The organism is Streptomyces sp. NPDC102514 (assembly GCF_055584525.1).
Window position 1 is genome coordinate 210007 of record NZ_JBVJLW010000009.1, and the last position, 26507, is coordinate 236513.

At 71.4% G+C, this 26507-nt stretch carries 24 protein-coding genes and 1 pseudogene; 9 read left to right on the plus strand and 16 right to left on the minus strand.

The features are described from left to right. Positions 1-97: 97 nt before the first annotated feature. Together ACZ60E_RS24035 and ACZ60E_RS24040 are read left to right on the plus strand one after the other, a co-directional pair. Positions 98-493: pseudogene (locus tag ACZ60E_RS24035) on the plus strand (RidA family protein); the annotation flags it as partial. Between the two features lie 99 nt (positions 494-592). Next, a complete protein-coding gene (locus ACZ60E_RS24040) occupies positions 593-1207 on the plus strand; it encodes a gamma carbonic anhydrase family protein (RefSeq protein ID WP_469442987.1) in 615 nt (204 codons plus the stop codon). A 13-nt stretch (positions 1208-1220) separates the two neighbouring features. On the opposite strand, the gene ACZ60E_RS24045 is transcribed toward ACZ60E_RS24040, so the two are convergent. From ACZ60E_RS24045 to ACZ60E_RS24055, 3 genes are all read right to left on the minus strand, one after another. After that, the gene (locus tag ACZ60E_RS24045; RefSeq protein ID WP_469442989.1) at positions 1221-2222 is read right to left on the minus strand and encodes a glycoside hydrolase family 6 protein; all 1002 of its coding nucleotides are present in this window, start codon (positions 2220-2222) and stop codon (positions 1221-1223) included. A 182-nt stretch (positions 2223-2404) separates the two neighbouring features. Beyond that, positions 2405-3121, minus strand: a complete 717-nt coding sequence (locus ACZ60E_RS24050; RefSeq protein ID WP_469442993.1) for an aspartate/glutamate racemase family protein — start codon at positions 3119-3121, stop codon at positions 2405-2407. A 2-nt stretch (positions 3122-3123) separates the two neighbouring features. Further along, positions 3124-4614 (minus strand): NCS1 family nucleobase:cation symporter-1, encoded by a 1491-nt coding sequence (locus ACZ60E_RS24055; protein WP_469442995.1) that lies wholly within the window; start codon positions 4612-4614, stop codon positions 3124-3126. A gap of 233 nt (positions 4615-4847) precedes the next feature. On the opposite strand from ACZ60E_RS24055, the gene ACZ60E_RS24060 reads away from it, so the two are divergent. Together ACZ60E_RS24060 and ACZ60E_RS24065 are read left to right on the plus strand one after the other, a co-directional pair. Further along, positions 4848-5603, plus strand: a complete 756-nt coding sequence (locus tag ACZ60E_RS24060; RefSeq protein ID WP_469442996.1) for a GntR family transcriptional regulator — start codon at positions 4848-4850, stop codon at positions 5601-5603. After that, the gene (locus tag ACZ60E_RS24065; RefSeq protein ID WP_469442997.1) at positions 5600-6007 is read left to right on the plus strand and encodes a (2Fe-2S) ferredoxin domain-containing protein; all 408 of its coding nucleotides are present in this window, start codon (positions 5600-5602) and stop codon (positions 6005-6007) included. Before ACZ60E_RS24060 ends, ACZ60E_RS24065 begins: the two co-directional genes overlap by 4 nt. A 103-nt stretch (positions 6008-6110) precedes the next feature. On the opposite strand, the gene ACZ60E_RS24070 is transcribed toward ACZ60E_RS24065, so the two are convergent. Beyond that, positions 6111-6848 (minus strand): uracil-DNA glycosylase, encoded by a 738-nt coding sequence (locus tag ACZ60E_RS24070; RefSeq protein WP_469442999.1) that lies wholly within the window; start codon positions 6846-6848, stop codon positions 6111-6113. Positions 6849-6935: 87 nt separating this feature from the next. Between ACZ60E_RS24070 and ACZ60E_RS24075 the strand changes: the two genes are divergently transcribed. Then, positions 6936-7508, plus strand: coding sequence for an RNA-binding S4 domain-containing protein (locus ACZ60E_RS24075; RefSeq protein WP_469443002.1), 573 nt, complete (start codon positions 6936-6938; stop codon positions 7506-7508). Positions 7509-7578: 70 nt separating this feature from the next. Here the strand turns inward: ACZ60E_RS24075 and ACZ60E_RS24080 are convergent, their stop codons facing one another. From ACZ60E_RS24080 to ACZ60E_RS24090, 3 genes are all read right to left on the minus strand, one after another. Further along, positions 7579-8088 (minus strand): DoxX family protein, encoded by a 510-nt coding sequence (locus ACZ60E_RS24080; protein ID WP_469443004.1) that lies wholly within the window; start codon positions 8086-8088, stop codon positions 7579-7581. A 114-nt stretch (positions 8089-8202) separates the two neighbouring features. Next, positions 8203-8886, minus strand: coding sequence for a class I SAM-dependent methyltransferase (locus tag ACZ60E_RS24085; protein WP_385831999.1), 684 nt, complete (start codon positions 8884-8886; stop codon positions 8203-8205). Between the two features lie 155 nt (positions 8887-9041). Further along, a complete protein-coding gene (locus ACZ60E_RS24090) occupies positions 9042-10028 on the minus strand; it encodes an acyltransferase domain-containing protein (RefSeq protein WP_469443006.1) in 987 nt (328 codons plus the stop codon). Between the two features lie 86 nt (positions 10029-10114). Here ACZ60E_RS24090 and ACZ60E_RS24095 point away from each other — a divergent pair, with 86 nt between their 5' ends. Further along, the gene (locus tag ACZ60E_RS24095; protein WP_453792751.1) at positions 10115-10378 is read left to right on the plus strand and encodes a DUF6343 family protein; all 264 of its coding nucleotides are present in this window, start codon (positions 10115-10117) and stop codon (positions 10376-10378) included. Positions 10379-10447: 69 nt separating this feature from the next. On the opposite strand, the gene ACZ60E_RS24100 is transcribed toward ACZ60E_RS24095, so the two are convergent. From ACZ60E_RS24100 to rpsA, 4 genes are all read right to left on the minus strand, one after another. Continuing rightward, positions 10448-10828, minus strand: coding sequence for a tetratricopeptide repeat protein (locus ACZ60E_RS24100; protein ID WP_384816022.1), 381 nt, complete (start codon positions 10826-10828; stop codon positions 10448-10450). A 64-nt stretch (positions 10829-10892) separates the two neighbouring features. Next, on the minus strand, positions 10893-11504 hold the full coding sequence (gene coaE, locus ACZ60E_RS24105) for a dephospho-CoA kinase (RefSeq protein WP_469443009.1): 612 nt from the start codon (positions 11502-11504) through the stop codon (positions 10893-10895). 174 nt (positions 11505-11678) lie between these two features. Continuing rightward, complete coding sequence (locus ACZ60E_RS24110; protein ID WP_189770096.1) at positions 11679-12617, minus strand: PAC2 family protein; 939 nt, start codon at positions 12615-12617, stop codon at positions 11679-11681. A gap of 321 nt (positions 12618-12938) precedes the next feature. After that, entirely contained in the window at positions 12939-14456 is a 1518-nt protein-coding gene (gene rpsA / locus ACZ60E_RS24115; protein WP_107017577.1) for a 30S ribosomal protein S1, read from the minus strand. A 403-nt stretch (positions 14457-14859) separates the two neighbouring features. Between rpsA and ACZ60E_RS24120 the strand changes: the two genes are divergently transcribed. After that, the gene (locus ACZ60E_RS24120) at positions 14860-15738 is read left to right on the plus strand and encodes a class I SAM-dependent methyltransferase (protein WP_469443161.1); all 879 of its coding nucleotides are present in this window, start codon (positions 14860-14862) and stop codon (positions 15736-15738) included. A gap of 90 nt (positions 15739-15828) precedes the next feature. Continuing rightward, on the plus strand, positions 15829-18423 hold the full coding sequence (hrpB, locus tag ACZ60E_RS24125) for an ATP-dependent helicase HrpB (protein WP_469443011.1): 2595 nt from the start codon (positions 15829-15831) through the stop codon (positions 18421-18423). 7 nt (positions 18424-18430) lie between these two features. Here the strand turns inward: hrpB and pgfA are convergent, their stop codons facing one another. The 3 genes from pgfA to ACZ60E_RS24140 all read right to left on the minus strand — a co-directional run bounded on the left by pgfA (position 18431) and on the right by ACZ60E_RS24140 (position 21481). Then, entirely contained in the window at positions 18431-19423 is a 993-nt protein-coding gene (gene pgfA / locus ACZ60E_RS24130; RefSeq protein ID WP_469443013.1) for a cell envelope lipid trafficking protein PgfA, read from the minus strand. A 47-nt stretch (positions 19424-19470) separates the two neighbouring features. Beyond that, complete coding sequence (locus tag ACZ60E_RS24135; protein WP_210883605.1) at positions 19471-19605, minus strand: SPW_0924 family protein; 135 nt, start codon at positions 19603-19605, stop codon at positions 19471-19473. Between the two features lie 178 nt (positions 19606-19783). Then, entirely contained in the window at positions 19784-21481 is a 1698-nt protein-coding gene (locus tag ACZ60E_RS24140) for a lytic transglycosylase domain-containing protein (RefSeq protein WP_469443015.1), read from the minus strand. A gap of 282 nt (positions 21482-21763) precedes the next feature. Between ACZ60E_RS24140 and ACZ60E_RS24145 the strand changes: the two genes are divergently transcribed. Then, positions 21764-22618 carry a DUF4184 family protein gene (locus tag ACZ60E_RS24145; RefSeq protein WP_469443018.1) on the plus strand — a complete coding sequence of 285 codons (855 nt, stop codon included), beginning with the start codon at positions 21764-21766 and terminating at the stop codon, positions 22616-22618. Positions 22619-22662: 44 nt separating this feature from the next. Here the strand turns inward: ACZ60E_RS24145 and ACZ60E_RS24150 are convergent, their stop codons facing one another. After that, entirely contained in the window at positions 22663-23124 is a 462-nt protein-coding gene (locus ACZ60E_RS24150) for a hypothetical protein (protein ID WP_469443020.1), read from the minus strand. 580 nt (positions 23125-23704) lie between these two features. After that, positions 23705-26431: a DNA polymerase I gene (gene polA, locus ACZ60E_RS24155; RefSeq protein WP_469443022.1), complete on the minus strand. Its 2727-nt coding sequence runs from the start codon at positions 26429-26431 to the stop codon at positions 23705-23707. Positions 26432-26507 lie beyond the last annotated feature (76 nt).

The window sequence follows — 26507 nt, forward strand, 5'->3', positions numbered from 1 at the left end:
GATGCGGCCCCGTGCGCCGAGACCGCATCATCGGCCCAGCTGTCCACCTGTCCGCCGCCCGCTGTCCCACCCCGCCCCGCCCCGAAAGGCGTCCACCGTGCTGAAGCGCGTCACCGTCCCCAGTCTTTTCGCGCCGCCCACCTACTCCCACGCCTCCGTGGTCGAGGCCGGCACGCGCCTCGCGCTGCTCGCCGGGTCCGTGCCCCTCGACGCGGACGGTGAACTCGTCGGCCCCGGCGACCCCGTACGCCAGGCCGAGCAGGTGATCGCGAACCTGGGTGAGCAGCTGCGCGCGGTCGACAGCGAGTTCGAGCACGTCGCGTACACCGACGTGTACGTGGTGAGCTCCGACCCCGCCGTGCTCTCCGCGGTCTGGGAGGTCGTGGAGGCCTCCCGGCTCAGCGTCGGCCCGCACGCCTCCACCCTCCTCGGCGTCGCCTGCCTCGGCTATCCGGGCCAGCTCGTGGAGATCACCGCGACAGCCGTGGTCCCCGGCGCCGACCCCGACCGGAGCCAGAGCGGGAGTCCGAGCCAGAGCCAGAGTCCGAGTCCGGCCCAGGGTCCCGACGGCGAACGCGCCTAAAGTCGTCCCATGTTGATCGAGCACCGCGGGCAGCGCCCCGTCGTCCCGGCCTCCGCCTACGTCGCCCCGTCGGCCGTCCTCTGCGGCGCCGTCGTCCTCGGTGAGGGCGCCCGCGTCCTGCACGGTGCCGTACTGACGGCGGAGGACGGCGAGGTACGGACCGGCGCGGACGTCGTCGTCATGGAGAACGCCCTGGTACGGGGCCGCCGCCGGCACCCCGCGATCATCGGTGACGCGGTGCTCATCGGCCCGCACGCCCACGTCAACGGCGCCCGTATCGAGGACGAGGTCTTCGTGGCCACCGGCGCCTCCATCTTCCCCGGGGCCGTCGTGGGCGCCGGTTCGGAGCTGCGGATCAACAGCGTGCTGCACGCGAACTCGGTGCTGTCGCCCGGCACGGTCGTCCCCATCGGCTGGATCGCGGCCGGAGCACCGCGGGCGCAGCTCTTCTCACCCGACCGGCACGACGAACTGTGGGAAGTACAGAGGGAACTGGACTTCCCGGGCACGGTCTACGGCGTCCCCCGTGGCACCTCGATGCGGGACATCATGGCCCGCCAGTCCGATCACTTCGGCGCCCATCTCGACGACCGCGTCATCCAGGAGGACCCCGGGAGCGGCTGAGGGCCCGGCCCGCTCAGTCCCGGGCATTTCGCGCGAGGTCCAGCGCGTACGACGGCCACCACTGGCCCGCCGCCGGGCCGCCCCCGCAGGTGCCGTCCGACTCGCCCGGCCGCTTGACCCACAGATAGGCGTCGATCAGCGGCGCGCCCGTGACCGTGGTGGGTGCCACGCCCAGCGCCCGGCCCGGCGGGTTGCACCAGGAATCCGTACCGGTCCAGGGCCCGTTGCCGTTGCGACTGCTGTCGATCACGAAGTGCTTGCCGCCGAGGGCCGCGGACAGCTTGTCGCCGTACGCCGAACTGTCGGCGTCCGTGCGGAAGTTGGAGACGTTCAGCGCGAAGCCGTCGGCGCGGGCGATGCCCGACCGCTTCAGCGGCGCGATCAGTCTCGACGTGTCCGGGTGCCAGGCGGGGTTGCCCGCGTCGAGATAGACACGGGTGTTCGGCTGCCGCTTGAACCGGTCGACGGCGTACGCGAGCAGCGCGTACCGCTCCTCCGGTACGACCCGGCCGCAGCCGTCCACACTGTGTGCCACCGCGTCCGGCTCGACGATCACGTAGGCGCCTCGCTCCCCGAGCCCCGCCGCGAACTCGTCGACCCACCGCCGGTAGCCCGTCGCGCTCCAGGCTCCGCCGCCCGAGTAGGAACCGCAGTCGCGGTACGGGATGTAGTAGGCGACGAGTACCGCCGTACGCCCTTCCCGTGCGGCGGCTGTGGTGCGGGCCTCCACGACGGCCCGGGGCTCCGAGCCGACCAGCCACTCGGCCTGGGGACGGGTGGAGATACGTTCCATCAGCAGGGCGTCCGCGGACCGTCCCGTACGACGCCACTCGACTGCCTGCCGGGCGGCACTGGACTCGGGGTTCACCCAGAGGGCGGCTTCGGCGTCCGCGCCCGACACACCGCCGCCTCCCCACAGGACGGTCCACACGGCCGCCCCCGTCGCGACCAGCCCGACGGCGACCGTCCGGACCCGAAGCCGAACGCGAAGCCGCGTCCGAACCCGCGTCCGCATCCGCACACGGGAACAGGTACCGGCTCCGACAGCTGGGGCCACGACCGACTCCGTTCCCACCGCCGTCGGCATGGGCGGCGGCTCGTCCGCGAGGCGCCGGACCGGGTGCCGGCCGCTCTCACAGGGAGTCTGCGGTCACCCCCGGCACACCGCCACGCCTGCCGCATCCGCGGCAGAGGGAATCACTCCGACGGCGGCGCCCAGATCCGCCGCTTCGGCAGCGGCTTCGCGTAACCGCCCGCGCGGCTCGTCGTGAGGCCCAGGGAGACGAGCGACTCGGCGAGCTTCACCGCGGCGCCCACACCGTCGACGACGGGCAGTCCCAGCTTCTCCCCCACGGCCCGCTGCAGGCCGGTCATCCCGGCGCACCCGAGGACCAGGACCTCGGCGCCGGCGTCCCGGGCCCGTTCGGCCGCGGCGACGAAGGCCGCTTCCGTACGCTCCCGGTCGCCGAGGTCGAGCACACCGAGCCCCGCACCCACGACCACGGCGCAGTTCCGGGCCACCCCCGCCGTGTACAGGCTGTCCTCGATCTGCCCGGCCGAGCGCTCCAGCGTGGTGACGACTCCGTACCGCCGTCCGAGCAGGCAGGCGAGGTGGGCGGCGGCCTCGGTGATGTCGACGACGGGTACGTCCACCAGTTCCCGTACGCCCTCGCGCCCGTGCTCCCCGAAGCCGGCCATGACGACGGCGTCGTACGGGCCCTCGTACGTGCGCAGGGTGTCGAGGACGGCGGCGGCCGACAGGTAGCTGTCGAGCCAGCCCTCCGCGGACTCGGGCCCCCAGGCGGGGGTGAGTCCGAGCACGGTGGTGCCCGGGCCTGCGGCGGCCCGGGCACCTCGCACGATCTCCTCGGTCATCCCCTGCGTCGTATTGCAGTTGGTGACGACGATCCGCACGCTCAGCCCTCCTGAGGAGCGGGTGTCGGAGCCGACACGGGAGCCGTGTCGGCGGCGGCGCGCTCGGAGCGGCACAGCAGCGCGTACAGACCGGCGGCCAGCACCGTACCGATGAACCAGGAGTACGGGGCCACGTCGCTGAAGGTCTTCACCAGCGCGAGGACCGCCGAGACCGCAGCCGCGGGCAGGAACGCCCACAGGGCCTTGGGGTTGACGCCCTTGCGGTAGTAGTAGCGCGACCCGGGCCGGGCGTTGAACAGTTCGTTCACGTCGATGCGGCCGTGCTTGACCCAGAAGTAGTCGAGCATGATCACGCCGAACAGCGGGCCGAGGAAGGCGCCGAGGCCGCCGAGGAAGTAGTTGACGACGGTGGGGTTGGAGAAGAGGTTCCACGGGGTCACGACCAGCGCGGCGACCGTGCTGATCATGCCGCCGATCTTGAAGGTGATCTTCTGCGGCCAGACGTTGGCCAGGTCGTACGCGGGTGAGACGAAGTTGGCGACGATGTTGACGCCCATGGTGGCGATGGCGAAGGTCAGCGCGCCCAGGATGAGCACCCACTTGTTGCCGATCTCGGCGACGAGGTGGGCGGGGTCGGTGATGGCCTTGCCGAACACCTCGATGGAACCGGCCGTGACGATGACCGACACGATCACGAAGGCGGTCGAGTTGATCGGCAGACCCCAGAAGTTGCCGCGCTTGACCGTCCGGTAGCTGGGCGCGAAGCGCGAGAAGTCGCAGAAGTTGAGCATCAGCGTGCCGTACGTGGCGAGGATCAGGCCGATCGCGCCGAACCACTGCCGCCACTGCTCGCCCACGGAGACCGGGTTCGGGGTCGAGGTGAGCGAGATGGTCCAGCCGGCCTTCGCGAGGATCCAGATGGCGAGCGCGATCATCACGAGCCAGATCGCGGGACCGCAGAAGTCCTGGAACTTCCGTACGGATTCCATGCCCTGGCTGATGATCAGCGCCTGGACCAGCCACAGCGAGACGAAGGACAGCCAGCCGAGCGCGTCGAGGCCGAGGAACGAGTTGTGCGTCCAGGATTCCAGCCCCGGCCAGGCCGCGAGCAGCATGATGTTGACGGCGACGGAGGCCAGATAGGTCTGGATGCCGTACCACATGATGGCGATGACGGCCCTGATCAGCGCCGGTATGTTGGCGCCCCAGACGCCGAAACTGATGCGGCTGATGACCGGGAAGGGCACGCCGTGGGCCTGCCCGATCTTCCCCATCCAGTTCATGCCGATGTAGATGAGCACGAAGCCGACGAGCAGGGACGTGAAGATCTGCCACACGTTCATGCCGAGGACCAGCAGCCCGGCCGCGAACGTGTAGTTGCCGAGGTTGTGGACGTCGGACATCCACATGGCGAAGAGGTCGAACACCTTCCAGTTGCGCTTGCCCGCGGGGGCGAGGTCTTCGTTGGTGAGCCTGGGATCGGGGACGAATGCCGGCGTGCCGGTGGCTGCGGCGGGATCGGCGAGTGACACAGGGCCTCCATGAGCGTGGTCGGGGACGACGGGAGGATCTGGGGTGGGGGGGGGAGGGTTGGGGTGACGGTAGGGGTGGGTGAGGAGAGAGGTCGGCGAGGAGAGGGACGGGACGACTGCGAACCGCTTTGGTATACCAAACTGACGTCATGGTCCCGCTCCCGATGACATCTGGCCATGTCCGGGCGGTAACAGCTCGGTAAAACAGTCCACGGGTCGGCGAGGATGGACGCATGACGACGGTGGAACCGCTGGGGGCGGTGCGCGAGCGAGTGCTCAGCTCGCTGCGGCAGGAGATCATCGCCGGGCGGCTGCTGCCCGGCGACCGATTGGTCGAGCGCGAGCTGGCCGAACGGTTCGGGGTCTCCCGGGTGCCGGTCCGCGAGGCGATCCGGGCCCTGGTCACCGAGGGTTTCGTCCTCTTCGAGACCCCACGCCGCGCGGTCGTACGCAGGCTGACCCGCACGGACGTCGCGGAACTCTTCGAACTCCGCGAGGCCCTTGAGGTGTACGCCACCGGGCTCGCCGCCCGGCGCGCCACCCGGGCCGACCTGGCCGAACTCGACGAACTCCTCGACCGCGCCGCGGAAGCGACCGCCGACGACGACGCGGAGGCGATCACCGACATCAACACCCGTTTCCACGACCGGATCCTGGCGATGGCCGGAAACAGCCTGCTGATCTCCGTGATGGAACCCGTCGACGGCCGGCTGCGCTGGCTCACCCGCCAGAACGAGGAGTGGCCGCAACTCCTGGCCGAACACCGGGAGCTGTACGCGGCCATCGCCTCCGGCGACCGCGAACGGGCCCGCGCCCACGCCCTGGCACACGTCCGGGCCAACTACCGCTCGACGGTGCGCCATCTCTTCGGCGACACGGACTCCCCCGTCCTCACCGGTACCGATACCGATACCGAAGGATCCGACAGACCCGATAGACCCGACAGCTTCGATCTCGACAGATCCGACAGCCTCGAAGGAGAAGCGTGACTGCCCGTACGGCGATCGGTGCCGCGAGGACCCGGCCCTGCACGCTCGTCGTCTGCCGCGGCTGCTGCTGCGGCGACGCGCGCAAGTACCCCGGTTACGACCACGACTGGCAACTGGACCGCCTGCGCGCCGCCGCCGACGCCTCCGGCGGCCGTCTTGCGGTCCGTACGGCGGACTGCCTCGGCCCCTGCGACCAGGCCAACATCATCGTCGTGCAGCCGTCGGGCGAGGGCCGCAGACGGGGCGGCAAGGCCGTCTGGATCGGCTGGTCGATGGGCGACGACTGCACCGACGAGATACTCCGCTGGGCGGAGTCCGGCGGCCCCGGCGTCGCCGCTCCCCCGGCCACCCTGGAAATGCAGTTCGTCCAGTCGGCGGGCGAACGGGACCGGGCACGTCGGTAGCCGCGCGCCCGGGGCGGGAAGAGTGTGCGGCGGGGCAGGGCAGGCACGCAGCTGCGGGCCGTCGTGGGCTGGGCGCGCAGTTCCCCGCGCCCCTCGGGCGGCTCTAGCCCGGGTACGGGGTCGTCGGCAGGCCCGCCGCCCCGGCCGCCGTACGCAGTACGTCCCTGAGCATGTCCGGGGTCAGCCGGCCGGTGAAGGTGTTGCGCTGGCTCACGTGGTAGCAGCCGAAGAGTTGGAGGGGGTGCGCCTCCGGGCCCTCCAGTCCCTCCAGGACGACCCGCGCTCCGTGGGCGAAGGCCGGGCGGGGGCGGGGCACCTGCCAGCCCGCCTCGGTGAACGCGGGCAGCGCCGCCTGCCAGCCGAAACCGCCGAGCACGACGACCGCGCGGAGGGTGGGTGCGAGCAGGCGCAGTTCGTTCACGAGCCAGGGGCGGCAGGTGTTGCGTTCCTCGGGCGTCGGCTTGTTGGCGGGCGGCGCGCAGTGCACGGGTGACGTGACACGGACTCCGTACAGGGTCAGTCCGTCGTCCGCGCTCTCGGACGTGGGCTGCGAGGCGAGGCCCACGTCGTGCAGCGCCGCGTACAGCACGTCCCCCGACCGGTCTCCCGTGAACATCCGGCCGGTCCGGTTCCCGCCGTGCGCCGCGGGCGCGAGCCCGATCACGAGGAGCGAGGCGTCCGGCGGTCCGAACCCCGGCACCGGGCGGCCCCAGTACGTCCAGTCCTCGAAGGCGGCCCGTTTCGTCCGGGCCACTTCCTCCCGCCACTCGACGAGCCGCGGACAGGCCCGGCAGCCGGCGATCCGCCGGTCCAGTTCCGCCAGGCTGCGCTCCTGCTTCATGCCGCCACGGTATGCCCGGCGGGAACCGGGCTCCACGCGACGGAAAACGATTCCGGCCCCACGCCCGCCGAGGGCTAAGGTCGGACCATGGCTTCAGGGACTCAGTCGGGGACTCGGCGGAACGAGGCGGGGCGACGCGGGGACGGTGGGCCGGGCGCCGGCGGCCCCTCGAACGCCGGCGGCTCCGGTGTCGCCGATGCCACCGCAGCCGCCTCCGTGACCGATGACGCGACGGGTGACGCGACCGATGCCGTGGCCGTCGCGAAGGCCGCCGCGCCCGCGAGCGGCGAGACCGTGCGCGTCGACAGCTGGATCTGGTCCGTCCGTCTGGTGAAGACCCGGTCCATGGGCGCCACCGCCTGCCGTGGCGGTCATGTCCGGGTGAACGGCGAACGGGTCAAGCCCGCGTACGCCGTCCGCGTCGGTGACGAGGTCCGCCTCCGGCACGCGGACCGGGAGCGGATCGTCATCGTGAAGCGCGTGATCCGCAAGCGGGTCGGGCCCCCGGTCGCCGCCGAGTGCTACGTCGACAACAGTCCCCCGCCGCCGCCCCGCGAGGCCGTCGCCCCCGCGGGCATCCGCGACCGGGGCGCGGGCCGCCCCACCAAGCGCGACCGCCGCGAGCTGGAACGCCTGCGGGGTCTCGGCTCGGCCGAGTAACCCGAAGGGCCCGGGGAGCCCGAGCAACCCGGAGAAATCGAGCAGCCCGAGGTGCAGGGGCGCGCGCCGTTCAGGAGCGTGAAAAGCCACCACCAAGCACCTGCCCCCGTCGTGCCCAGGCGATCAGTGCGAGCGGCACGATCAGGATGAGCGGGGTCGCCGCGTACTCCCCGTCGAACACGGTGATCTGGGTGATGAACGCGCCCACCATCAGCGCGCTCAGCGACACGGCGGCCACCGAGGCCAGTACGGGTATCAACAGCGCGATGCCACCGGCCAGTTCGAGCAGCCCGATGGTGTACATCCCGGCGCTGCCCCAGCCGATCTCGTCGAACGACTCGACCGCCGAGGAGTGCGCGACGAGCTTGGGCAGCGCGCTCGCGATCACGTAGAAGAGCGCGAGCAGGATCTGCAGCCCCTTCAGGGCGAGGCGGGCACGGCGCCCACGGGCGGTCGCCGACTCGGCGACGACCGTGCCGGACGCGGCGGCCGGGGCAGAGTCGGCAGCAGGGGCGGTCGGGGCGGAGCCGGCAGCCGGAGCTGTGGGGGCTGAGGCAGCGGGGACGGTGGTCTCGGACATGGGGTTCTCCTGGGTTCTCCGGGTGCAACGGCTCGCGTTGCTGTCACAGAGGTAGACCGGCCCGCCTGCCGAAACTCATCGCCCCACGACAACTCGCCCCGGAAACCGCGAAGGTCACTCCTCCACCGGCACCACCCGCACCCACACCCGGTCCTCCGTGAGATACCGGTCGACCCGCAGCCCCGACTCTGCCAGCGCCCCCTCGAACTCCTCCTTGCTGAGCGGCCGGGCGAGGAACGTCTGCGTCCACACCGCGTCCGGGAACTCGTACTCGGCCCGCACCGAGTTGACCCCGTCCCCCACCGGCTCCGCGGACAGCATCCGGATCGTGAACCCGCTCGGATCGAGCCGCTCGCGCGGCAGGTCGGTGTGGTAGTTCTCGCCCTCGCGCTGGATCAGCACGCAGCCGCCGTCCGCGACATGGCTCCGGCACACGTCCAGCATTCCGCGCCGTACCTCGACGTCCCCGGCGTGCACGAGGAACGACGCGAGCATCACCACGTCGAATCTCTCGCCCAGGTCGAGCGTCTCGATGGCACCACGTATCGTGCGCGCCCCTCGCACGCGCTCCAGCATCTCGGCGGACTCGTCCACGGCCGTCACCGTGAAGCCCCGCTCCAGGAGCGGATGGGTCATACGCCCCACGCCACTGCCCAGTTCGAGGATGTGCGCCCCCGCCGGCACGGCCGAGGCGATGATGTCCGGCTCGTCCCCGACGGACAACCGCGAGTACAGCTCGACCGCGCAGCCGTCCGGCGTGATGGCGCCGGGCCCCGTCCCTTCGTACCCCTCACGCATCTCGATCGTCATACCCGCCCAACGGCCCACGTCCGCACGGTCGTTCCCATCCCCGCCCGTCTCACCCGTTCGAGTGAGGCGTGATCAGGCCACGGAACCGACGGCCCGCGGAAGCCGTGGTTCTCCCGGCCGACGGCGGTTCTCTCAGCCGGCCATCACAGCGCGAACCACCCGTGGCCGCCGTACCAGTGGCCGCCCGCCCGCAGATGGTCCCCCACCGCCCGCTCCACGCCGGTCCGCCGCGGCAGGTCCGCCACCGGCAGCTCGGGGTCGCCGAAGACGAACGCGACGGGCACCTTGTCGTCCGCCTTCGTCTCCTCGCAGGCGATCCGGAACCGCTCCTGGAAGCGCACGATGTTGGAGCCGGCGGGCAGATACCGCGTCAGCTGCCGGTCGAGCAGCCAGGAGTGGCAGACCGCCACCGCGTAGTGCTCGTCCGGGTAGTGGCGCGCGAAGAACTCCCGCGCCAGGTCCAGCGACCGGTTGCACGCCTCCGGAGACAGTGGCCCCCGGAAGTCGGCGATGTGCAGACTCAGACAGGGCTCACCGGGCCCTGTGGCGAGCCCCGCGTCCGCCGCCGCCTGCCCGGTGGCCCCGCCCAGCCGGGCGCGCTGGAACTGCAGCCGCCCCAGCTGGTACAGCTCCCCGTGGAAGTGCAGCCCGATCCACCACGGCACCGACAGCCCCGTCGTACCGGTTCGCCGCCGGTGCACGGCCAGGTTCCGGCCCAGATCCGCGAGGGTGCGCCGGGACACGTCCGCCGGGATGTCCCGCTGCCGGTGGTAGGCACGCACGTACGGCAGCGCGGCGATGAAGACGAACACCTGGAAGGTACGGCCCAGCGCCCCGGTGGACGCCGGGAACGCCGGCGGTTCCCAGCCCCCGCCGATCCTCCCCATGTCGCGTACGAACCGGTCGACGCACAGCCCGAGCAGCGTCAACGCCTCCGGGTCCGCCGCCAGCCGGGCGCGCACTGCGACCAGTTCGTTGACGCACTCGTGCGGTACCGCCAGGTCGAGCAGTACGTCCGGCAGCTCGACGGCGTCCGGGAGGACCGCCTCCGTGCGCGGTGCGCCCCCGCTCTCCAGGTCCCTCAGCCATCCGGCGAGCTTCTCGTCCGCCCGCAGCTCCTCCACCAGCACAGCCGCTCCCCGTCCGTCCGCCAGCCCGCTCCAGGTGAAATGTGCACTACGAAGAGTACGTTTTTCCGGTAGGAGTAGTGATCCCTATGCGTACGGGCAGTGAACCGACAACTGCGCGCAGTGCGCTGCGAGCGCGTCTGTGGCTGAGTGTGTGGGGGTTCGTCTGGGCGGCCGCGGGGACGGCCGTGTTCGCTCTCGTCGGGCGGACGGGCTGGGCGGTCGCCTGCGGTGTGCTGTGGCTGATCGTCACCGTCGATCTGGCGATGATCGTCAGGCATCTCCGCCAGGGGCCGCACTATCAGCCGGGGCCGGACATTCCGCCGTACCCGCCACCGGACCACCGCGACTAGACCCGGCCGGGTTCGCCGCGCGCGCCGAACCCGGCGGTGGCTCGGCTCAGGACCAGGGGTGGACCCGGCTCAGGAGTCGAACCGTGCCGCGGCCAGGTACTCCGGCTGCGGGTCCAGCGCCGCCGCGAGCCGGAAGTGGCGCATGGCCTGCGCGGGCTGCCCGGAGCGCTCGTAGGTGCGGGCGAGCGCGAAGTGCGCGAAGGCGTTGTCCGGCTCGCGCTCCAGCACGATGGTGAACTCCAGCTCGGCGGGCCGCAGCTGTGCCGCGGCGAAGAAGGCCCGCGCGCGCAGCAGCCGTGCGGCCGTGTTCTCCGGGTACGCGGCGATGACGTTGTCGAGCAGCTTCACCGCGCCCCTGGGGTCCCGCGCGGCGAGCAGTTGCTCCGCGGCACGGAAGTCGATGACATGCGTCTCCGGAGTACGTCCGGCGAATCCGCTGGTCTCGGGCACGGCACATTCCTTCCCTCACTGCGGGGCGTCAACGCCTGGCGGACACCCACTATTCCGAGGACGCCTACGGCTCGCCGGCCGCCCGGGCCCGCCGTTCCAGGTCCGCCCACACCTCCCGTACACGTCGCCGCAGCTCTTCCAGGGGTACGTCGTTGTCGATGACGACGTCCGCGATCTCCCGGCGCTTCTCGCGGGTGGCCTGGGCCGCCATACGGGCGCGGGCGTCGGCCTCGGTCATACCGCGCAGCCGGACGAGCCGGTCGAGCTGTGTCTCCGTGGCGGCGTCGACCACGATCACGAGGTCGTACAGCTTCGCGAGGCCGTTCTCCGTGAGCAGGGGCACGTCGTGCACGACCACGGAGTCCGCCGAGGCGGCCTCTTCGAGTTCGCGGGAGCGGGCGCCCACCAAGGGGTGCACGATCGAGTTCAGCACGGCGAGCCTGTCCGGGTCCGCGAAGACGATGGAGCCGAGCTTCGGCCGGTCGAGGGTGCCGTCCGCGGCGACCACTTCCTTACCGAAGGCGTCGATCACGGCCGCCAGCCCGGGTGTTCCCGGCGCGACGACCTCCCGGGCGATCCTGTCGGCGTCGATCAGCACGGCCCCGTGCTCCACGAGCAGCCGCGACACCTCGCTCTTACCGGCCCCGATCCCACCGGTCAGCCCCACCTTCAACATGCCCAGCAGCATAAGCCCGGGGCGCACAGGGATGCCCTTCAGGGGCGTCCGCCAGGCGCCCCGTCAGGGGCGCGGGGAACTGCGCGCCCGGCCCCCACCGAACCCGCACTCAAAACACAACCCCCCTGCCCCTCCCCCGCGAAGCGGTCACGCGTGGCCGCCACAAGAAGCGAGCTACGCATCACCTTCGCGCTCGGCCAGGAACTTCTCGAACTCCATGCCGATCTCGTCCGCGGACGGAATGTCCACCGGCTCCGCCAGCATGTTGCCGCGCGTCTCGGCGCCCGCGGCGGCGTCGTACTGGTGCTCAAGCCCCTGGACCAGGGCGACCAGTTCCTCGTCGCCCTCCTGGATCTGCCGGTCGATCTCCGTCTGCGTGCGGTGCGCCTCGGTGCGCAGCCCGTGCGCGATGCCCGGCAGGACCAGGCCGGTCGCGGCCGTGATCGACTCCATGACCGTCAACGCGGCGTCCGGGTACGGGGAGCGGGCGATGTAGTGGGGCACGTGCGCGGCGACTCCGAGGACGTCGTGTCCGGCCTCCATGAGGCGGTACTCGACCAGGGACTCGGCGCTGCCGGGCACCTGGGCCTCGTCGAAGGGGCTGCGGTGGCCGGGGACGAGGTCCGTGCGGTTGCCGTGCGGGGTGAGGCCCACGGGGCGGGTGTGCGGGACGCCCATGGGGATGCCGTGGAAGTTCACGGACAGCCGGACGCCGAGGCGCTCCACGATCTGCTGGACGGCCGCGGCGAAGCGCTCCCACTCCACGTCCGGTTCGGGCCCGGAGAGCAGCAGGAAGGGCGCTCCGGTGGCGTCCTGGACGAGTCGCACGTCCAGCGTGGGCTCCTCGTAGTCGGCCCAGCGGTCGCGCTTGAACGTCAGCAGCGGGCGGCGGGCGCGGTAGTCCACGAGCCGGTCGTGGTCGAATCGCGCGACGACCTGGTGGGGCAGCGAGTCGAGCACCCGGTCGACGATCTGGTCGCCGGTCTCGCCCGCGTCGATGTATCCGTCGAAGTGGTAGAGCATGACAAGACCGGCCGACTCCTGGGCGAGTGCCACGTCGACCACGGCCAGGCCCTTCGGCTCCCATGCGTACAAACCCTGCGGATCAAGCACTGTGACCGCTCCTCCTCGTGTTCCTAATCGACAACACGAGTCAGGAGATGGGCATTCCCGGTTCACACCGCTTCACTGCGCCTCTTACCGGCTTCTCATGCCCACGTCAGGCACGCGCGCGAGGCGGTGACACCGGCCGGGACCGGGAGCGGGTACAGGTCCGGAGGGCCGGGAGCGGGTACAGGTCCGGAGGGCCGGGAGCGGGTACGGGTCCAAAGGGCCGGGAGGATCGGACGGGCCGGGAGGCAGACGCACCGCGGGCCCGCACCCAGGTGGGTGCGGGCCCGCGATTACCAGCTAGCTACCGCTGGCGGTGAGCTTTCAGCTCTGGCCGCCGGCGAGCTTCTCGCGCAGAGCGGCAAGGGCCTCGTCCGACGCCAGGGCGCCGGAGTTGTCGTCCGACTCCGAGGAGTACGAACCGCCACCGCCGCCACCGCTGCCGCCGGAGGCGGCCGGAGCCGCACCGGGGGTGGCGACACCCTCGGCCTCGGCCTGGGCGTCCGCCTCGCGGGACTTGATGACCTGAGCCTGGTGCTGCTCGAAGCGCGTCTGCGCCTCGGCGTACTGGTTCTCCCACACCTCACGCTGGGACTCGTAACCTTCGAGCCAGTCGTTGGTCTCGGGGTCGAAGCCCTCGGGGTAGATGTAGTTGCCCTGGTCGTCGTACGACGCGGCCATGCCGTACAGCGTCGGGTCGAACTCGACCGAGGCCGGGTCCGCGCCGAAGGACTCGTTGGCCTGCTTCAGCGAGAGGCTGATGCGACGACGCTCGAGGTCGATGTCGATGACCTTGACGAAGATCTCGTCGTTGACCTGGACGACCTGCTCCGGGATCTCCACGTGGCGCTCGGCCAGCTCGGAGATGTGCACCAGACCCTCGATGCCCTCGTCCACGCGGACGAACGCACCGAACGGAACCAGCTTCGTGACCTTTCCGGGCACGACCTGGCCGATCTGGTGGGTGCGGGCGAACTGCTGCCACGGGTCTTCCTGCGTCGCCTTCAGCGACAGGGAGACACGCTCGCGGTCCATGTCCACGTCGAGGACCTCGACGGTGACTTCCTGGCCGACCTCGACAACCTCGGAGGGGTGGTCGATGTGCTTCCAGGAGAGCTCCGAGACGTGCACCAGGCCGTCGACGCCACCCAGGTCCACGAAGGCACCGAAGTTGACGATCGAGGAGACGACGCCGGAACGGACCTGACCCTTCTGGAGGGTGGTGAGGAACGTCTGGCGGACCTCGGACTGGGTCTGCTCCAGCCAGGCACGGCGGGACAGGACCACGTTGTTGCGGTTCTTGTCCAGCTCGATGATCTTGGCTTCGAGCTCCTTGCCCACGTAGGGCTGGAGGTCACGGACACGGCGCATCTCGACGAGAGATGCCGGCAGGAAGCCACGGAGGCCGATGTCAAGGATGAGTCCACCCTTGACTACCTCGATGACGGTGCCGGTGACGATGCCGTCCTCTTCCTTGATCTTCTCGATGGTGCCCCAGGCGCGCTCGTACTGGGCGCGCTTCTTCGAGAGGATCAGGCGGCCTTCCTTGTCCTCCTTCTGGAGAACAAGGGCTTCGATCTCGTCGCCGACCTTGACGACCTCGTTCGGGTCGACGTCGTGCTTGATCGAGAGCTCGCGGCTCGGGATGACACCTTCGGTCTTGTAACCGATGTCGAGCAGGACCTCGTCCCGGTCGACCTTCACGATGACGCCATCGACGATGTCGCCGTCGTTGAAGTACTTGATCGTCTCGTCGATCGCGGCGAGGAAGGCTTCCTCGTTGCCGATGTCGTTGACCGCTACCTGCGGCGTGGTAGAGGTGGTCTCGGTGCTGCTCGTCATGTGGGAAAGGGCTCCGGTACGGACAGTGAGTCGTAGGTACTGCTTACGCCGGGAGCCCGTTTCGCTCTGAAGAAGGCCGGACAGCCAAGGAAGCGCCGAATCCGGGCCGTGTTCGATGAGAACACTCGCCGGTGGCGCCTCGAAAACCGAGGGGACATACGACAGATGCGAGCGCAGCCTGCTACGTCTGAGGAGCGCAGGCCCGCAGCGCAACTTGTAGCATACGGGGGCAGCCGGACAGGGTCAATGCGCGAAGGCGCACACCCGGGGCGGATCGCCGCATACCCGGCACAAGACCCACGCGGCGGCAGCCGTACATCAGGCAACGCCACGGGGTCACGCGGATTCTGTGGTGCCACTTTCGTGACCGCCGCCAGGACGGACCGCTCGGAAGTGACCGCAGATTAATACGAGGGAGCCGATCATCCAAGAGCCCGAACCGTCCCGGCCCGAAGCGTCCTCGCCGGAGGCGTCCGACTTCGAAGCGCCCGAGCCCGAGGCGACCCGACGTGCGGCAGGGGGCTCCGAGAGCTCCCGCGCCAATCGCGGCTGGTGGGACCGGAACGCGGACGACTACCAGGTCGAGCACGGCACGTTCCTCGGCGACGACCGTTTCGTGTGGTGCCCCGAGGGCCTCGACGAGATCGAGGCCGAGCTGCTGGGCCCGATGGAGGACCTGAAGGACAAGGACATCCTGGAGATCGGCGCGGGGGCCGCCCAGTGCTCGCGCTGGCTGGCCGCCCAGGGTGCCCGCCCTGTCGCCCTGGACCTCTCGCACCGGCAGCTCCAGCACGCCCTGCGGATCGGCGCCGACAGCGTCCCGCTCGTGGAGGCGGACGCCACGGCGCTGCCCTTCGCGGACGGCTCCTTCGACCTCGCGTGCTCCGCGTACGGGGCGCTGCCCTTCGTCGCCGAGCCCGTGACGGTCCTGCGGGAGGTGCACCGGGTGCTGCGGCCGGGCGGCCGGTTCGTCTTCTCCGTCACGCATCCGGTCCGCTGGGCCTTCCCCGACGAACCGGGACCCGAGGGGCTGAGCGTGGCCTCCTCGTACTTCGACCGCACTCCGTACGTCGAGCAGGACGAGGACGGGAACGCGGTGTACGTCGAGCACCACAGGACGGTCGGCGACCGCGTCCGGGACGTGGTGGCGAGCGGTTTCCGGCTGGTCGACCTGGTCGAGCCCGAGTGGCCCGCCTGGAACACCCAGGAATGGGGCGGCTGGTCACCCCTTCGGGGAAACCTGATCCCGGGCACGGCGATCTTCGTGTGCGAGCGAAGCTAGTTTCGTGTGCGAGCGAAGCTGGACGGGGGCACCCCGGCCGGAGGCCGGGAGAGAGACTGAGCGGGTGACCCGTACCGAGCATGTGATCGTGTGATCCGTCATGACGCCCTGGACTCGCTGCCCGTACGCGGAGCGCTGCCCGGTCTGAGGGACGCCCTGGAGGACCGTGGCGCCGCGGTCCTCGTCGCGCCGCCCGGCACGGGCAAGACGACCCTCGTGCCGCTGGTGCTCGCCGGACTGGTCGGCGGGGAACCGGCACGGCGGGTCGTGGTGGCCGAACCGCGGCGGATCGCGGCGCGGGCCGCCGCACGGCGGATGGCGTGGCTGCTCGGCGAGAAGGTCGGGGAGAGCGTCGGATTCACCGTCCGCGGGGAACGGGTGGTCGGGCCACGCGCGCGCGTGGAGGTCGTCACGACCGGGGTGCTGCTGCAGAGGCTGCAGCGGGACCCCGAGCTCGCGGGCGTCGACGTGGTCGTGCTCGACGAGTGCCACGAACGCCATCTGGACGCGGACACGGCGGCGGCGTTCCTGCTCGACGTCCGGGCCGCGCTGCGCCCCGAGCTGCGGCTGGTGGCCGCGTCGGCGACGACCGACGCCGACGGCTGGGCCCGGCTGCTCGGCGATGTGCCCGTGGTCGAGGCGGCCGGCGTCTCCCATCCGGTCGAGGTGGTGTGGGCGCCGTCCGTGCGCCCTGTGCGGCCACCCCATGGGATGCGGGTGGATCCGGTGTTGCTGACCCATGTGGCGTCGGTGGTGCGCCGGGCGCTCTCCGAGCGGGACGGGGATGTCCTGTGTTTCCTCCCCGGGGTCGGGGAGATCGCCCGGGTCGCCGGGCAGCTCGGCGGACTCGGCGAGGTCGAGGTCCTAGAGGTGCACGGGCGGGCGCCGACGGCCGTGCAGGACGCGGTGCTGTCCGGCGGTACGCGGCGCCGGGTCGTCCTCGCCACGTCGGTGGCCGAGTCGTCGCTGACGGTTCCGGGGGTTCGGGTGGTCGTGGACTCCGGGCTGGCGCGCGAGCCGCGCGTGGACCACGCGCGCGGCCTGAGCGCGCTGACGACCGTACGGGCCTCGCAGGCGGTCGGGAGGCAGCGGGCCGGGCGGGCGGGGCGCGAGGCTCCGGGGGCGGTGTACCGGTGCTGGACGGAGGCGGAGGACGGGCGGCTGCCGCGTTTCCCCTCTCCGGAGATCAAGGTGGCCGATCTGACGGCGTTCTCCCTCCAGGCGGCCTGCTGGGCCGATCCCGACGCCTCGGGGCTGTCCCTCCTGGATCCGCCGCCGGCCGGCGCCATGGCGGCCGCGCGGGGCGTTCTGGAGGCCGTCCGCGCGGTGGGGCCGGACGGGCGTCCGACGGATCGGGGTGTACGGATGTCGCGGCTGGGGCTGCATCCCCGGCTGGGGCGTGCGCTGCTGGACGCCGGGGCGTCCCTCGGTGCCGAGCGGGCCGCGGAAGTGGTCGCTCTGCTGAGCGAGGAACCGCCGCGGTCGTACGGCGACGACCTCGCCGGCGCGTTGCGGGCCGCACGTCGTGGGGGTGACGCGTATGCCGGGCGGTGGCGGGCGGAGGTCCGGCGGCTGCGGGCCGCGGTCCCGTCCCGGGCTGCGCCCGTCGCGGCGGGAGGGCCGACCGATGACCGCGGGTCCGTCGTGGCCGGTCGCGCAGTTCCCCGCGCCCCTTTCGGGGCGTCCCACGTCGAGGCAGGGGGCATCGGTGACGATCAAACCGTCGGGCTCGTTGCTGCGCTTGCTTTTCCTGAGCGGGTTGCCCGGCGGCAAGGGGGGTCCTTTCTCATGGTGTCCGGGACCCGGGCCGAGGTCGCGGAGGGCAGTGGGTTGCGGGATGCCTCCTGGATCGCCGTCGCGGTCGCCGACCGGCCGGTGGGCGCGGGGCACGCGCGCGTGCGGCTCGGGGCCGTGGTCGACGAGGAGGTCGCGCGCGAGGCGGCGGGAGCCCTGTACGCGGAGGGCGACGAGGTGCGCTGGGACGCCGGGGACGTCGTCGCGCGGCGGGTCCGGCGGCTGGGAGCCGTGGAGCTGGCGGTACGGCCGTTGCGCAACGCGGACCCCGGACTCGTACGGGAGGCGTTGCTCGAAGGGCTGGCGGCGGAGGGGTTCGGGCTGTTGCGGTGGTCCCGGGACGCCGAGGTGCTGCGGCAGCGGCTCGGGTTCCTGCACCGGCGGATCGGCGCTCCCTGGCCCGACGTCTCGGACGACGCGCTCCACGCGCGCGTGGACGAGTGGCTGGAACCGGAGCTGGGCCGGGCCCGGCGGCGGGCCGATCTGGAACGCATCCGGGCCGGGCAGGCGCTGGGCCGGCTGCTGCCCTGGGCGTCCGGGGACGCGACCAGGTTCGACGAACTGGCGCCGGAGCGGTTCCAGGTGCCCAGCGGGTCCAGGATCCGGATCGACTACGCCGATCCCGAGCGCCCGGTGCTCGCGGTGAAACTGCAGGAGATGTTCGGGGCGCAGGAGTCACCGACGGTCGCGGGAGTGCCCGTACAGGTGCATCTGCTGTCGCCCGCGGGGCGCCCGGCCGCCGTCACCTCGGACCTCGCGTCCTTCTGGAAGGACGGCTACCGGAGCGTACGGGCGGAGTTGCGCGGGCGGTATCCCAAGCATCCCTGGCCCGAGGACCCGGCGGGCGCGCGGCCGACCCGGCACACGACCGCCCGCAGCAACAGGCCCTGAATCCGCCTCAGGCGCTGAGCGGTTCCGGTTCCCGGGTCTGGGTCGGTGACGGGTCGCCGGGGCGGCGGCTGCGGGCCTCCAGGTACAGGGAGAGGGCCAGGAGTCCGACGCCCAGGACGAGGAAGCCCCAGGGCAGGTACGAGGACATCAGCGCGACGAGGAGCCGCTGGGACTTGACCAGGTCGACGGTCGAGCGGATGTAGTCCTCACGCATTTTGACGTGTCCGGCGAAGGCGGTCACCTTGTCGCGGTCGCCCAGGAGGGTGCCGCCGCGCAGTTCCTCCCGGTGGATCTCCTCTCCGTAGACGGGTGCTCCGGTGACGGGTTCGACCCAGAACTTGCGGACCGTGGTGTACCAGCGGGTCGTGCCCGTCTTGGCGACCGACTCCGCGGTGATCCCTTCGACGGGCATGACCTTCGGGAAGGGCACCTTGGTCCAGGGGATGGTCTGCTCGAAGTAGTAGACGTCGACGCCCCGGAAGTTCTGTGTGCCCTTGTAGTGGATGGGTTCGGTGATCCGGGCCTGCGCGTCGAAGTACTCGTAGTCCCTCTTCTCCGTGAGGAAGGGCCACTTGAACTCGATGCCCTCGCGCCGGACGGGGTCGCCGTCGACGCTCTCGCCGGTGGCGTGGACGGGTTCCTGGGTGTGCGCGTCGAAGATGTACCGCTCGGGGATCCTGGAGACCATCTCGCCGTCGGGGCCCTGGACGTAGGAGAGGCCGTCCCAGACGACGACGTCGCGGTTCGCGGTCAGCTCGATCCTCTCGGAGGCCCCGACATTGCCCTTGAGGGTCTGGACGACGGTGATCTTGTCGACCTTCTTGGCGGTCATCGAGCCGTAGTCGAGGAGGGTCGCGTCCTTCGCCTCCAGGACCATGTCCTGGTACTGGTCGGCGGGGACCTTGGCCACGCGCGGGAAGGCGTACCAGCGCAGCAGCGGGGACAGCGCCGCGAAGAACACGGCGAGGGCGAGCAGGATCAGACTGGCCTTGCGGCGCATCTCGGCGGCCCTCCCGGTGCGTTGGGGATGTGCGTCACGGGTGTGCGCTACGGATGGCTCGGGACGGTGGTGAGCAGCGGTTTCGGTGAGGTCTCGCCCGACGGCGAGCCCATGGCCGTGACGAGGAGGACCAGCGCGAACGCGAGGGCCAGACCGGTCGCGGCGGCGATCAGGGCGCGCATGCGGGCCTCCCGGCACAGGCGGAACCGAGTTCATGGAGCGGAACCGGCCCCATGGAACTGATACGTCGTCAGGTCGGGCACCGTAGCAACGGGCGGGCCAGATGAGAACACGTTGCGCAGACAACGGCCGCGCCCCCTCACCGACGGGTGTGGGGGCGCGGCCGACGCGTCTTCGGGGTCAGGAGGCGGCAGCCGCCACCTTCAGCTCGACGGTCAGGGTCGCACCGCCGGTCGTGGTGATCCGCAGCAGGTACGTGCCCTCCGTGTCGTCCGCGTACAGCTTCGGCAGCTTCAGCAGGCCGTCCTTGCCGGTCTCAAGGCCCGCGAGGGTGCGTACCGTCTTGCCGTCCGCGTCCTTGAAGTACGGGCCCTTGTCGTTCTCGGTGGCGTCGTCCGCCGTCTTGATGAGCGTGGCGGTCGCGGCGACTCCGTCCGCGACGGCACCCTTGTAGGTGGCCTTCACCTCGACCTCGTCCGCGAACTCGGCGCCCGGAACGCAGGTCAGCGCGGTGTCGGTGGTGCGGGCGAGGGCGTCGGCCTGGCGGGCGGTGACCGTCGCCGCGTAGTCGAGGCCCGAGACGGTGCGGCCGACGACGGTGGCGCGCACCTTGAAGGCGCCGGCCTTCTCGCCCGCCTTGAGGGCGGGCGCCGTCGCCACACCGGAGGCGTTGGTGACGACGGTCGCGACGCTCTCGCCGCCGGTGAAGGTCGTGTCGGTGTCGCCGGTGATCGTGAACCGGACCCGGACCTTCGCGACGGCCTTGCCGGCCTTGGTCTCCGTACGGGCGCTGATCTTCTCGGCGAAGGTGTCGCCCGCGGTCGCGGTGAGCTTCCCGGTGCCCGCGTCCTCCAGGTGGTCCACCGTCTCGGTGGGCGTGGGTGACGGGGTCGCCGGAGGCGTCGTGGTGGGCGGAGGCGTCGTGGGCGGGGTCGTGGCCGGCGGCTTCGGCTTCGGGCTCGTGGTGCCGCCGCCGCCCGGGCTCTGGCTGCTGGGCGGGGTGGACGCCGGAGACGTCGGACCGGGGCTCGCGCCGCCGGTGCCGTTGTCGCTGCGGTTGGAGGGCAGCGAGCCCGTGCCGTCCGGGACCTCGTGGGTGCCCTTGCGGTAGTACTCCAGCCACGACAGGACGGTGTTCAGATAGTCCGTCGAGTTGTTGTAGCTGAGGATGGCGCGCCTGAGGTCGGCGCTGTCGGACAGGTCCCAGCTGAACCGGCACAGGTAGTGGCCGGCCGCGAGGGCCGCGTCGTAGATGTTGTTGGGGTCCTTCTTGCCGTCGCCGTTGCCGTCGCGGCCCGACCATTCCCAGGTGGAGGGGATGAACTGCATGGGGCCCACGGCACGGTCGTGGGTGGTGTCCCCGTCGTACAGGCCGCCGTCGGTGTCGGTGATCCGCGCGAAGCCGACGCCGTTGAGGACCGGGCCGAGGATCGGGGTGATCGTGGTGCCGTTGGCGTCGACGTTGCCGCCGCGGGCCTGGCCGGACTCGACCTTGCCGATGGCCGCGAGGAGTTGCCAGGGGAGGTTGCACCCGGGCTTGGAACCGGCCAGCGACGTCTCGGCCTTCTTGTAGGCGTCGAGGACGGTCGCGGGTATGCCCGCTTCGGCGTTGCCCGCGGCACCGGGGGTGTCACTGCTCGCGCTGGGTGACGGTGTCGGGCTGTTGAGCGGCGGGAGGTCCGTGTAATAGGGCGAGTTGCCGGTCGCGCTGTCGTCGGCGTTCACATCGGGCGAGGGCTGGGAGTTGGCGTTCTGCCTGCCCTGGGGGGTGTCCGTGACACCCGGGGCCTGGGATGCGGACAGAGCCGCGACCGCGAGTGCGGCCACGGCGGTGGTCGCCGCCCCCTTGACGACTCGCCTGCCGAATTGCGCCGCCATTGCGTGAACCCCTCCCGTGGACGTCCGTCCGTGTTCCGCGCGTTCCCCTGCTGTCCGGTCGTGCGGCCGTATGCCCCCCATACGGCAACCCAGGCGACCCTACGACAACTTCTGCCGCGCAGACACCTGTTCGGAGCCGGTCTTCACCGGTTGGCCATATCCCGTTTGTCCTTCCCCTGCGGCTCCCCGCCATGCCGTGGAGCCGGGAACCGTTTCCGCATACCGGTCGTCACCGATCATGGGGCCCTTCGGTCCGGTCAACACTGTTCGCTTGGAGCCCAGTTGCCGTTCACTCTCAGTCACGCCGCGGCCGTCCTGCCTGCGGTACGCGCCGACGGGTCCGGACGGGGCAGGCTGGTCCCGGCCGTGCTCGTGGCCGGTTCGTTCGCACCCGACATGACCTATTACGCGGCGAGTGTGCTGCCGGAGGCAATGGAGTTCGGCGATTTCACGCACTCCCTCGCCGGGGTGTTCACCTTCGACGTCCTGGTCGCCTGGGCGCTCGTGGGCGCCTGGCTGGTACTGCGGGAACCGCTGGTGGCGCTGCTGCCGCGGAGCCGGCAGGGACGGATCGGCGCCTTCCTGCGCTGCGGTGCGCCGCGCGCCCGTCCGCGCCCCTCGCTCGCCCTGTGGTGGTACGTGTCCGCGGTGACCGGGGCGCTCACCCATGTCGTGTGGGACGCGTTCACGCATCTCGACCGGTGGGGCATGCGGGTCCTGCCCGTCCTCGGACGGGAGATCGCGGGCTCACCCCTGTACTGGTATCTGCAGTACGGCGGTTCGGCGCTCGCGGCCGTGGTGATCACGGTGTTCCTGGTGGTGGCCCTGCGGCGGCAGCCCGACGCCGAACCGGTGGGGGTGCCCGTGCTCTCGGTGCGTGACCGGTGGCTCGCGGGAGCCCTCATCGGCGGCTTCGCGGTGGTGGCGGCCGTGCAGCGGGCGACGCGGTGGTGGGACTACTGGGGGTCGCGGGCCGAGCCCTGGGAACTGATTCCCACCGTGTGCTTCGGGGCGGGGGCGGGGCTGGCCGTCGGGTTCGCCGCGTACGCCGTGGCGGTCAGGGTGTGGCGTCCGGCTCCGGTTCGTCCCGGCCCGGCAGCGGCTCGCACGGAGCCGAGCCGTCCGATTCCCCGCTGAGCGGCGCCTCCGGCGTCTTTGAGGTCTCCGGGAAGAGCGCGCGGTCAGCGGGTGAGGGAACGGCCCAGGTTCTCGGCCCGCCGCAGCAGCCCCTCCATGATCAGCACCTTGGCGATGCTCGCGGAGTCGTACTGGCGCTCGCCCGCCCGTTCGCAGACCAGGCCCAGGTCGTCGCGTACGACCACGGAGGCGGTGCCGCGCTTGGACGACAGCGCGGCGTGGATGTCGCGCGACAGGCGGGCGGCGAGGCCTGGGGCGTGGGGGGCGTGGCAGGTGGGGCCGTCAGGATCCGCGGGGTCGTCCGGCAGGAACCGGTGGCTGGTGGTGTCGGCCTGCCAGGGGCCGTCGAAGGTGCCCGCCGGGAATCTGGGGGTGGCCGCGGTGGCCGAGACGGCGGAGATCGGGGTGTGGAGGGTGGAGGTGAGGGCTGCGGCCAGGGCTGTGCGGCAGTGTCGTACGTGCGGTACGTACCGCGTGTTCTGTATGTGCAGTATGTGAGGACCCATGCCCGCATCCTGGCGGGGGCTCCGTCGGGGGGCGCCTGGTCGGGGTCCAGGCGGGTGACGGGGCTTGCGATCGGCCGCGTTCCGCCTGCGGGCCCGGCGGGGGCGGGCCGCGCAGTACCCCGCGCCCCTGAAGGGCGAAGGATTGCCCCGCTGCCAGCACCCCTGAAGAGCGAAAGGACTGCGCCGTTCCCCGCGCCCCTCAAGAGCAAAAAGACTGCGCCGTTCCCCGCGCCCCTGAAAGACGGGGCTGCGCCCCGGTCTTTCGTCTCCGCGTGCACGAGACGACCCACGCCGAGCCACCACAGGGGCGTGGAGAACTGCGCGACCAGCCACAACGCACCCGCACCAGCCTTCCGGCCCCCACCCGGGGGCGCGGGGAACTGCGCGATCAGCCACACACGACCCGCACGGGACTACCAGGCCACACCCGAACCCACCCAGGGGCGCGGGGAACTGCGCGACCAGCCCCCGCCGGGCCCACAGGCGATCTCCGGCCGCCGCCCAGGCCGACCCAGGGGCGCGAGGAACCGCGCGGCCCGCCCCCACCGGGCCGCAGATGAAGAAGCCGGCCCCAGCGGAGCTAGTGCGCTGCCGACTCCCAGTCCGGGCCCGAGCCCACCGAGACATCCAGCGGCGCGCGCAACCGCACCGCCGCGGCCATCTCCCGGCGGACCAGTTCCTCCGCCCGCGCACGCTCCCCGGGAGCGATCTCCAGGACGATTTCGTCGTGGACCTGGAGGAGCATCCGGGACGTCAGCCCGGCCTCCCGCAGAGCCTTGTCCACGTTCAGCATCGCGATCTTGACGATGTCCGCGGCCGTGCCCTGGATCGGCGCGTTCAGCGCCATCCGCTCCGCGGCCTCGCGCCGCTGCCGGTTGTCGCTGTTGAGGTCGGGAAGGTAGCGGCGGCGTCCGAAGAGCGTCGCCGTGTACCCCGTCGCCCGCGCCTCGTCGACCGCCCGGCGCAGATAGTCCCGCACCCCTCCGAAGCGCTCGAAGTACGTGTCCATCAGGCCACGCGCCTCGCCCGCGTCGATGTTGAGCTGCTGGGAGAGCCCGAACGCGGACAGCCCGTACGCGAGCCCGTACGACATCGCCTTGATCTTGCGGCGCATCTCCGCGTCGACGGCGTCGCGCTCCACGGAGAACACCTGGGAGGCGACGGTGGTGTGCAGGTCCTCGCCGGAGGTGAAGGCCGCCAGAAGGCCCTCGTCCTCCGACAGGTGGGCCATCACGCGCAGTTCGATCTGGCTGTAGTCGGCGGTCATGAGGGACTCGAAGCCCTCGCCGACCACGAAGCCGCGGCGGATCGCGCGGCCCTCCTCGGTGCGGACCGGGATGTTCTGCAGGTTCGGGTCCTGCGACGAGAGGCGGCCCGTGGCGGCGACCGTCTGGTGGAAGGTGGTGTGGATGCGGCCGTCCGCGGCGATCGTCTTGATCAGGCCCTCGACGGTGACCCGGAGCTTCGCCTGCTCGCGGTGGCGGAGCATGATGACGGGCAGTTCGTGGTCGGTCTGGGCGGCGAGCCAGGCGAGCGCGTCGGCGTCCGTCGTGTAGCCGGTCTTCGTCTTCTTCGTCTTGGGCAGGCCCAGTTCACCGAAGAGGACTTCCTGGAGCTGCTTGGGCGAGCCGAGGTTGAACTCGTGCCCGACCGCCGCGTGCGCCTCCTTCACGGCCTGCTGGACCGCGCCCGCGAACATCTGCTCCATGGCTTCCAGGTGGGCCCTGTCCGCCGCGATGCCGTGCCGCTCCAGGCGGGCGAGCAGCTCGGAGGTGGGCAGTTCCATGTCCTGGAGCAGATCGGCCGCACCGACCTCCTTCAGTCGCTCCCCGAAGGCTTCGCCCAGGTCGAGGACGGCGCGGGCCTGCACCATCAGCGCATCGGCCTCGGCGCCCTCGTCGGCGCCGAAGGCGAGCTGTCCGTCGGCGGTGGCGGCGGGCGCCAGCTCCCTGCCGAGGTACTCCAGGGACAGCGCGTCCAGGTCGAAGGAGCGCCGGCCCGGCTTGACGAGGTAGGCGGCGAGGGCGGTGTCCATGGAGATGCCCGCGACGCTCCAGCCGTGCTCGGCGAAGACCCGCATGACGGCCTTGGCGTTGTGCAGCACCTTGGGGTTGTCGGCGTCGGAGATCCAGCGCGCGAACGCGTTCTCGTCGCTCTCGTCGAGCTGCGACGGGTCGAACCAGGCCGCCGCCCCGTCGGCGGCGGCGAGGGCGACCTCGGCGACCGATCCCGTGCCGAGCGCCCAGGTGTCGACCGTGGCAATGCCGAGGACCGTCGTGCCGTGCTCGGTGAGCCAGGGGCCCAGCTCGCCGGCGTCGAGGACCGTGCCGTCCACCGCCACGCCCGCGGCGACCGGAGCCGCGTCCTCGGTCTCCTCCGCCCCGGGGTCGACGGCCAGCAGCCGCTCGCGCAGCGAGGGGTTACGGATCTCCAGGGTGTCCAGGACCATCGCGAGGGCCGTGCGGTCGTACGCGGCGCGCTCCAGGTCGGGCACCGTCTTCGGCAGCTCGACGTCACGCACCATCTCGGTGAGGCGGCGGTTGAGCTTGACCGCGTCCAGGTGGTCGCGGAAGTTCTGCCCGGCCTTGCCCTTGACCTCCTCGGCGCGCTCGACCAGCTCCGCGAACGAACCGAACTGGTTGATCCACTTCGCGGCGGTCTTCTCACCTACGCCGGGGATGCCCGGCAGGTTGTCGGAGGGGTCGCCGCGCAGGGCCGCGAAGTCGGGGTACTGGGCCGGCGTCAGCCCGTACTTCTCGAAGACCTTCTCCGGGGTGAACCGGGTCAGCTCGGAGACGCCCTTGGTCGGATAGAGCACGGTGGTGTGCTCGGAGACCAGCTGGAAGGAGTCGCGGTCGCCGGTGACGATCAGCACGTCGAAGCCCTCGGCCTCGGCCTGCGTGGCGAGCGTGGCGATGATGTCGTCCGCCTCGAAGCCGTCGACGGCGAACCGCTCGGCGTTCATCGCGTCCAGGACCTCGCCGATCAGCTCGACCTGGCCCTTGAACTCGTCCGGCGTCTTCGACCTGTTCGCCTTGTACTCCGTGAACTCCTCGGAGCGCCACGTCTTGCGCGACACGTCGAACGCCACCGCGAAGTGCGTGGGCGACTCGTCGCGCAGCGTGTTGGCGAGCATCGACGCGAAGCCGTAGATCGCGTTCGTCGGCTGGCCCGTCGCCGTCGTGAAATTCTCCGCGGGCAGCGCGAAGAACGCGCGGTACGCCAGCGAATGCCCATCCATGAGCATCAGCCGCGGGCGTCCCCCGCCGGAGGTCTTCTCGGTCTTCTTCGATGCTGTCTCTGCCACACCCCCGATCCTGCCACGCCCCACTGACAGTCGGTCCCGCCCCGCCGCCCACGATGGTGTCCGCGTGCCGGTTCTC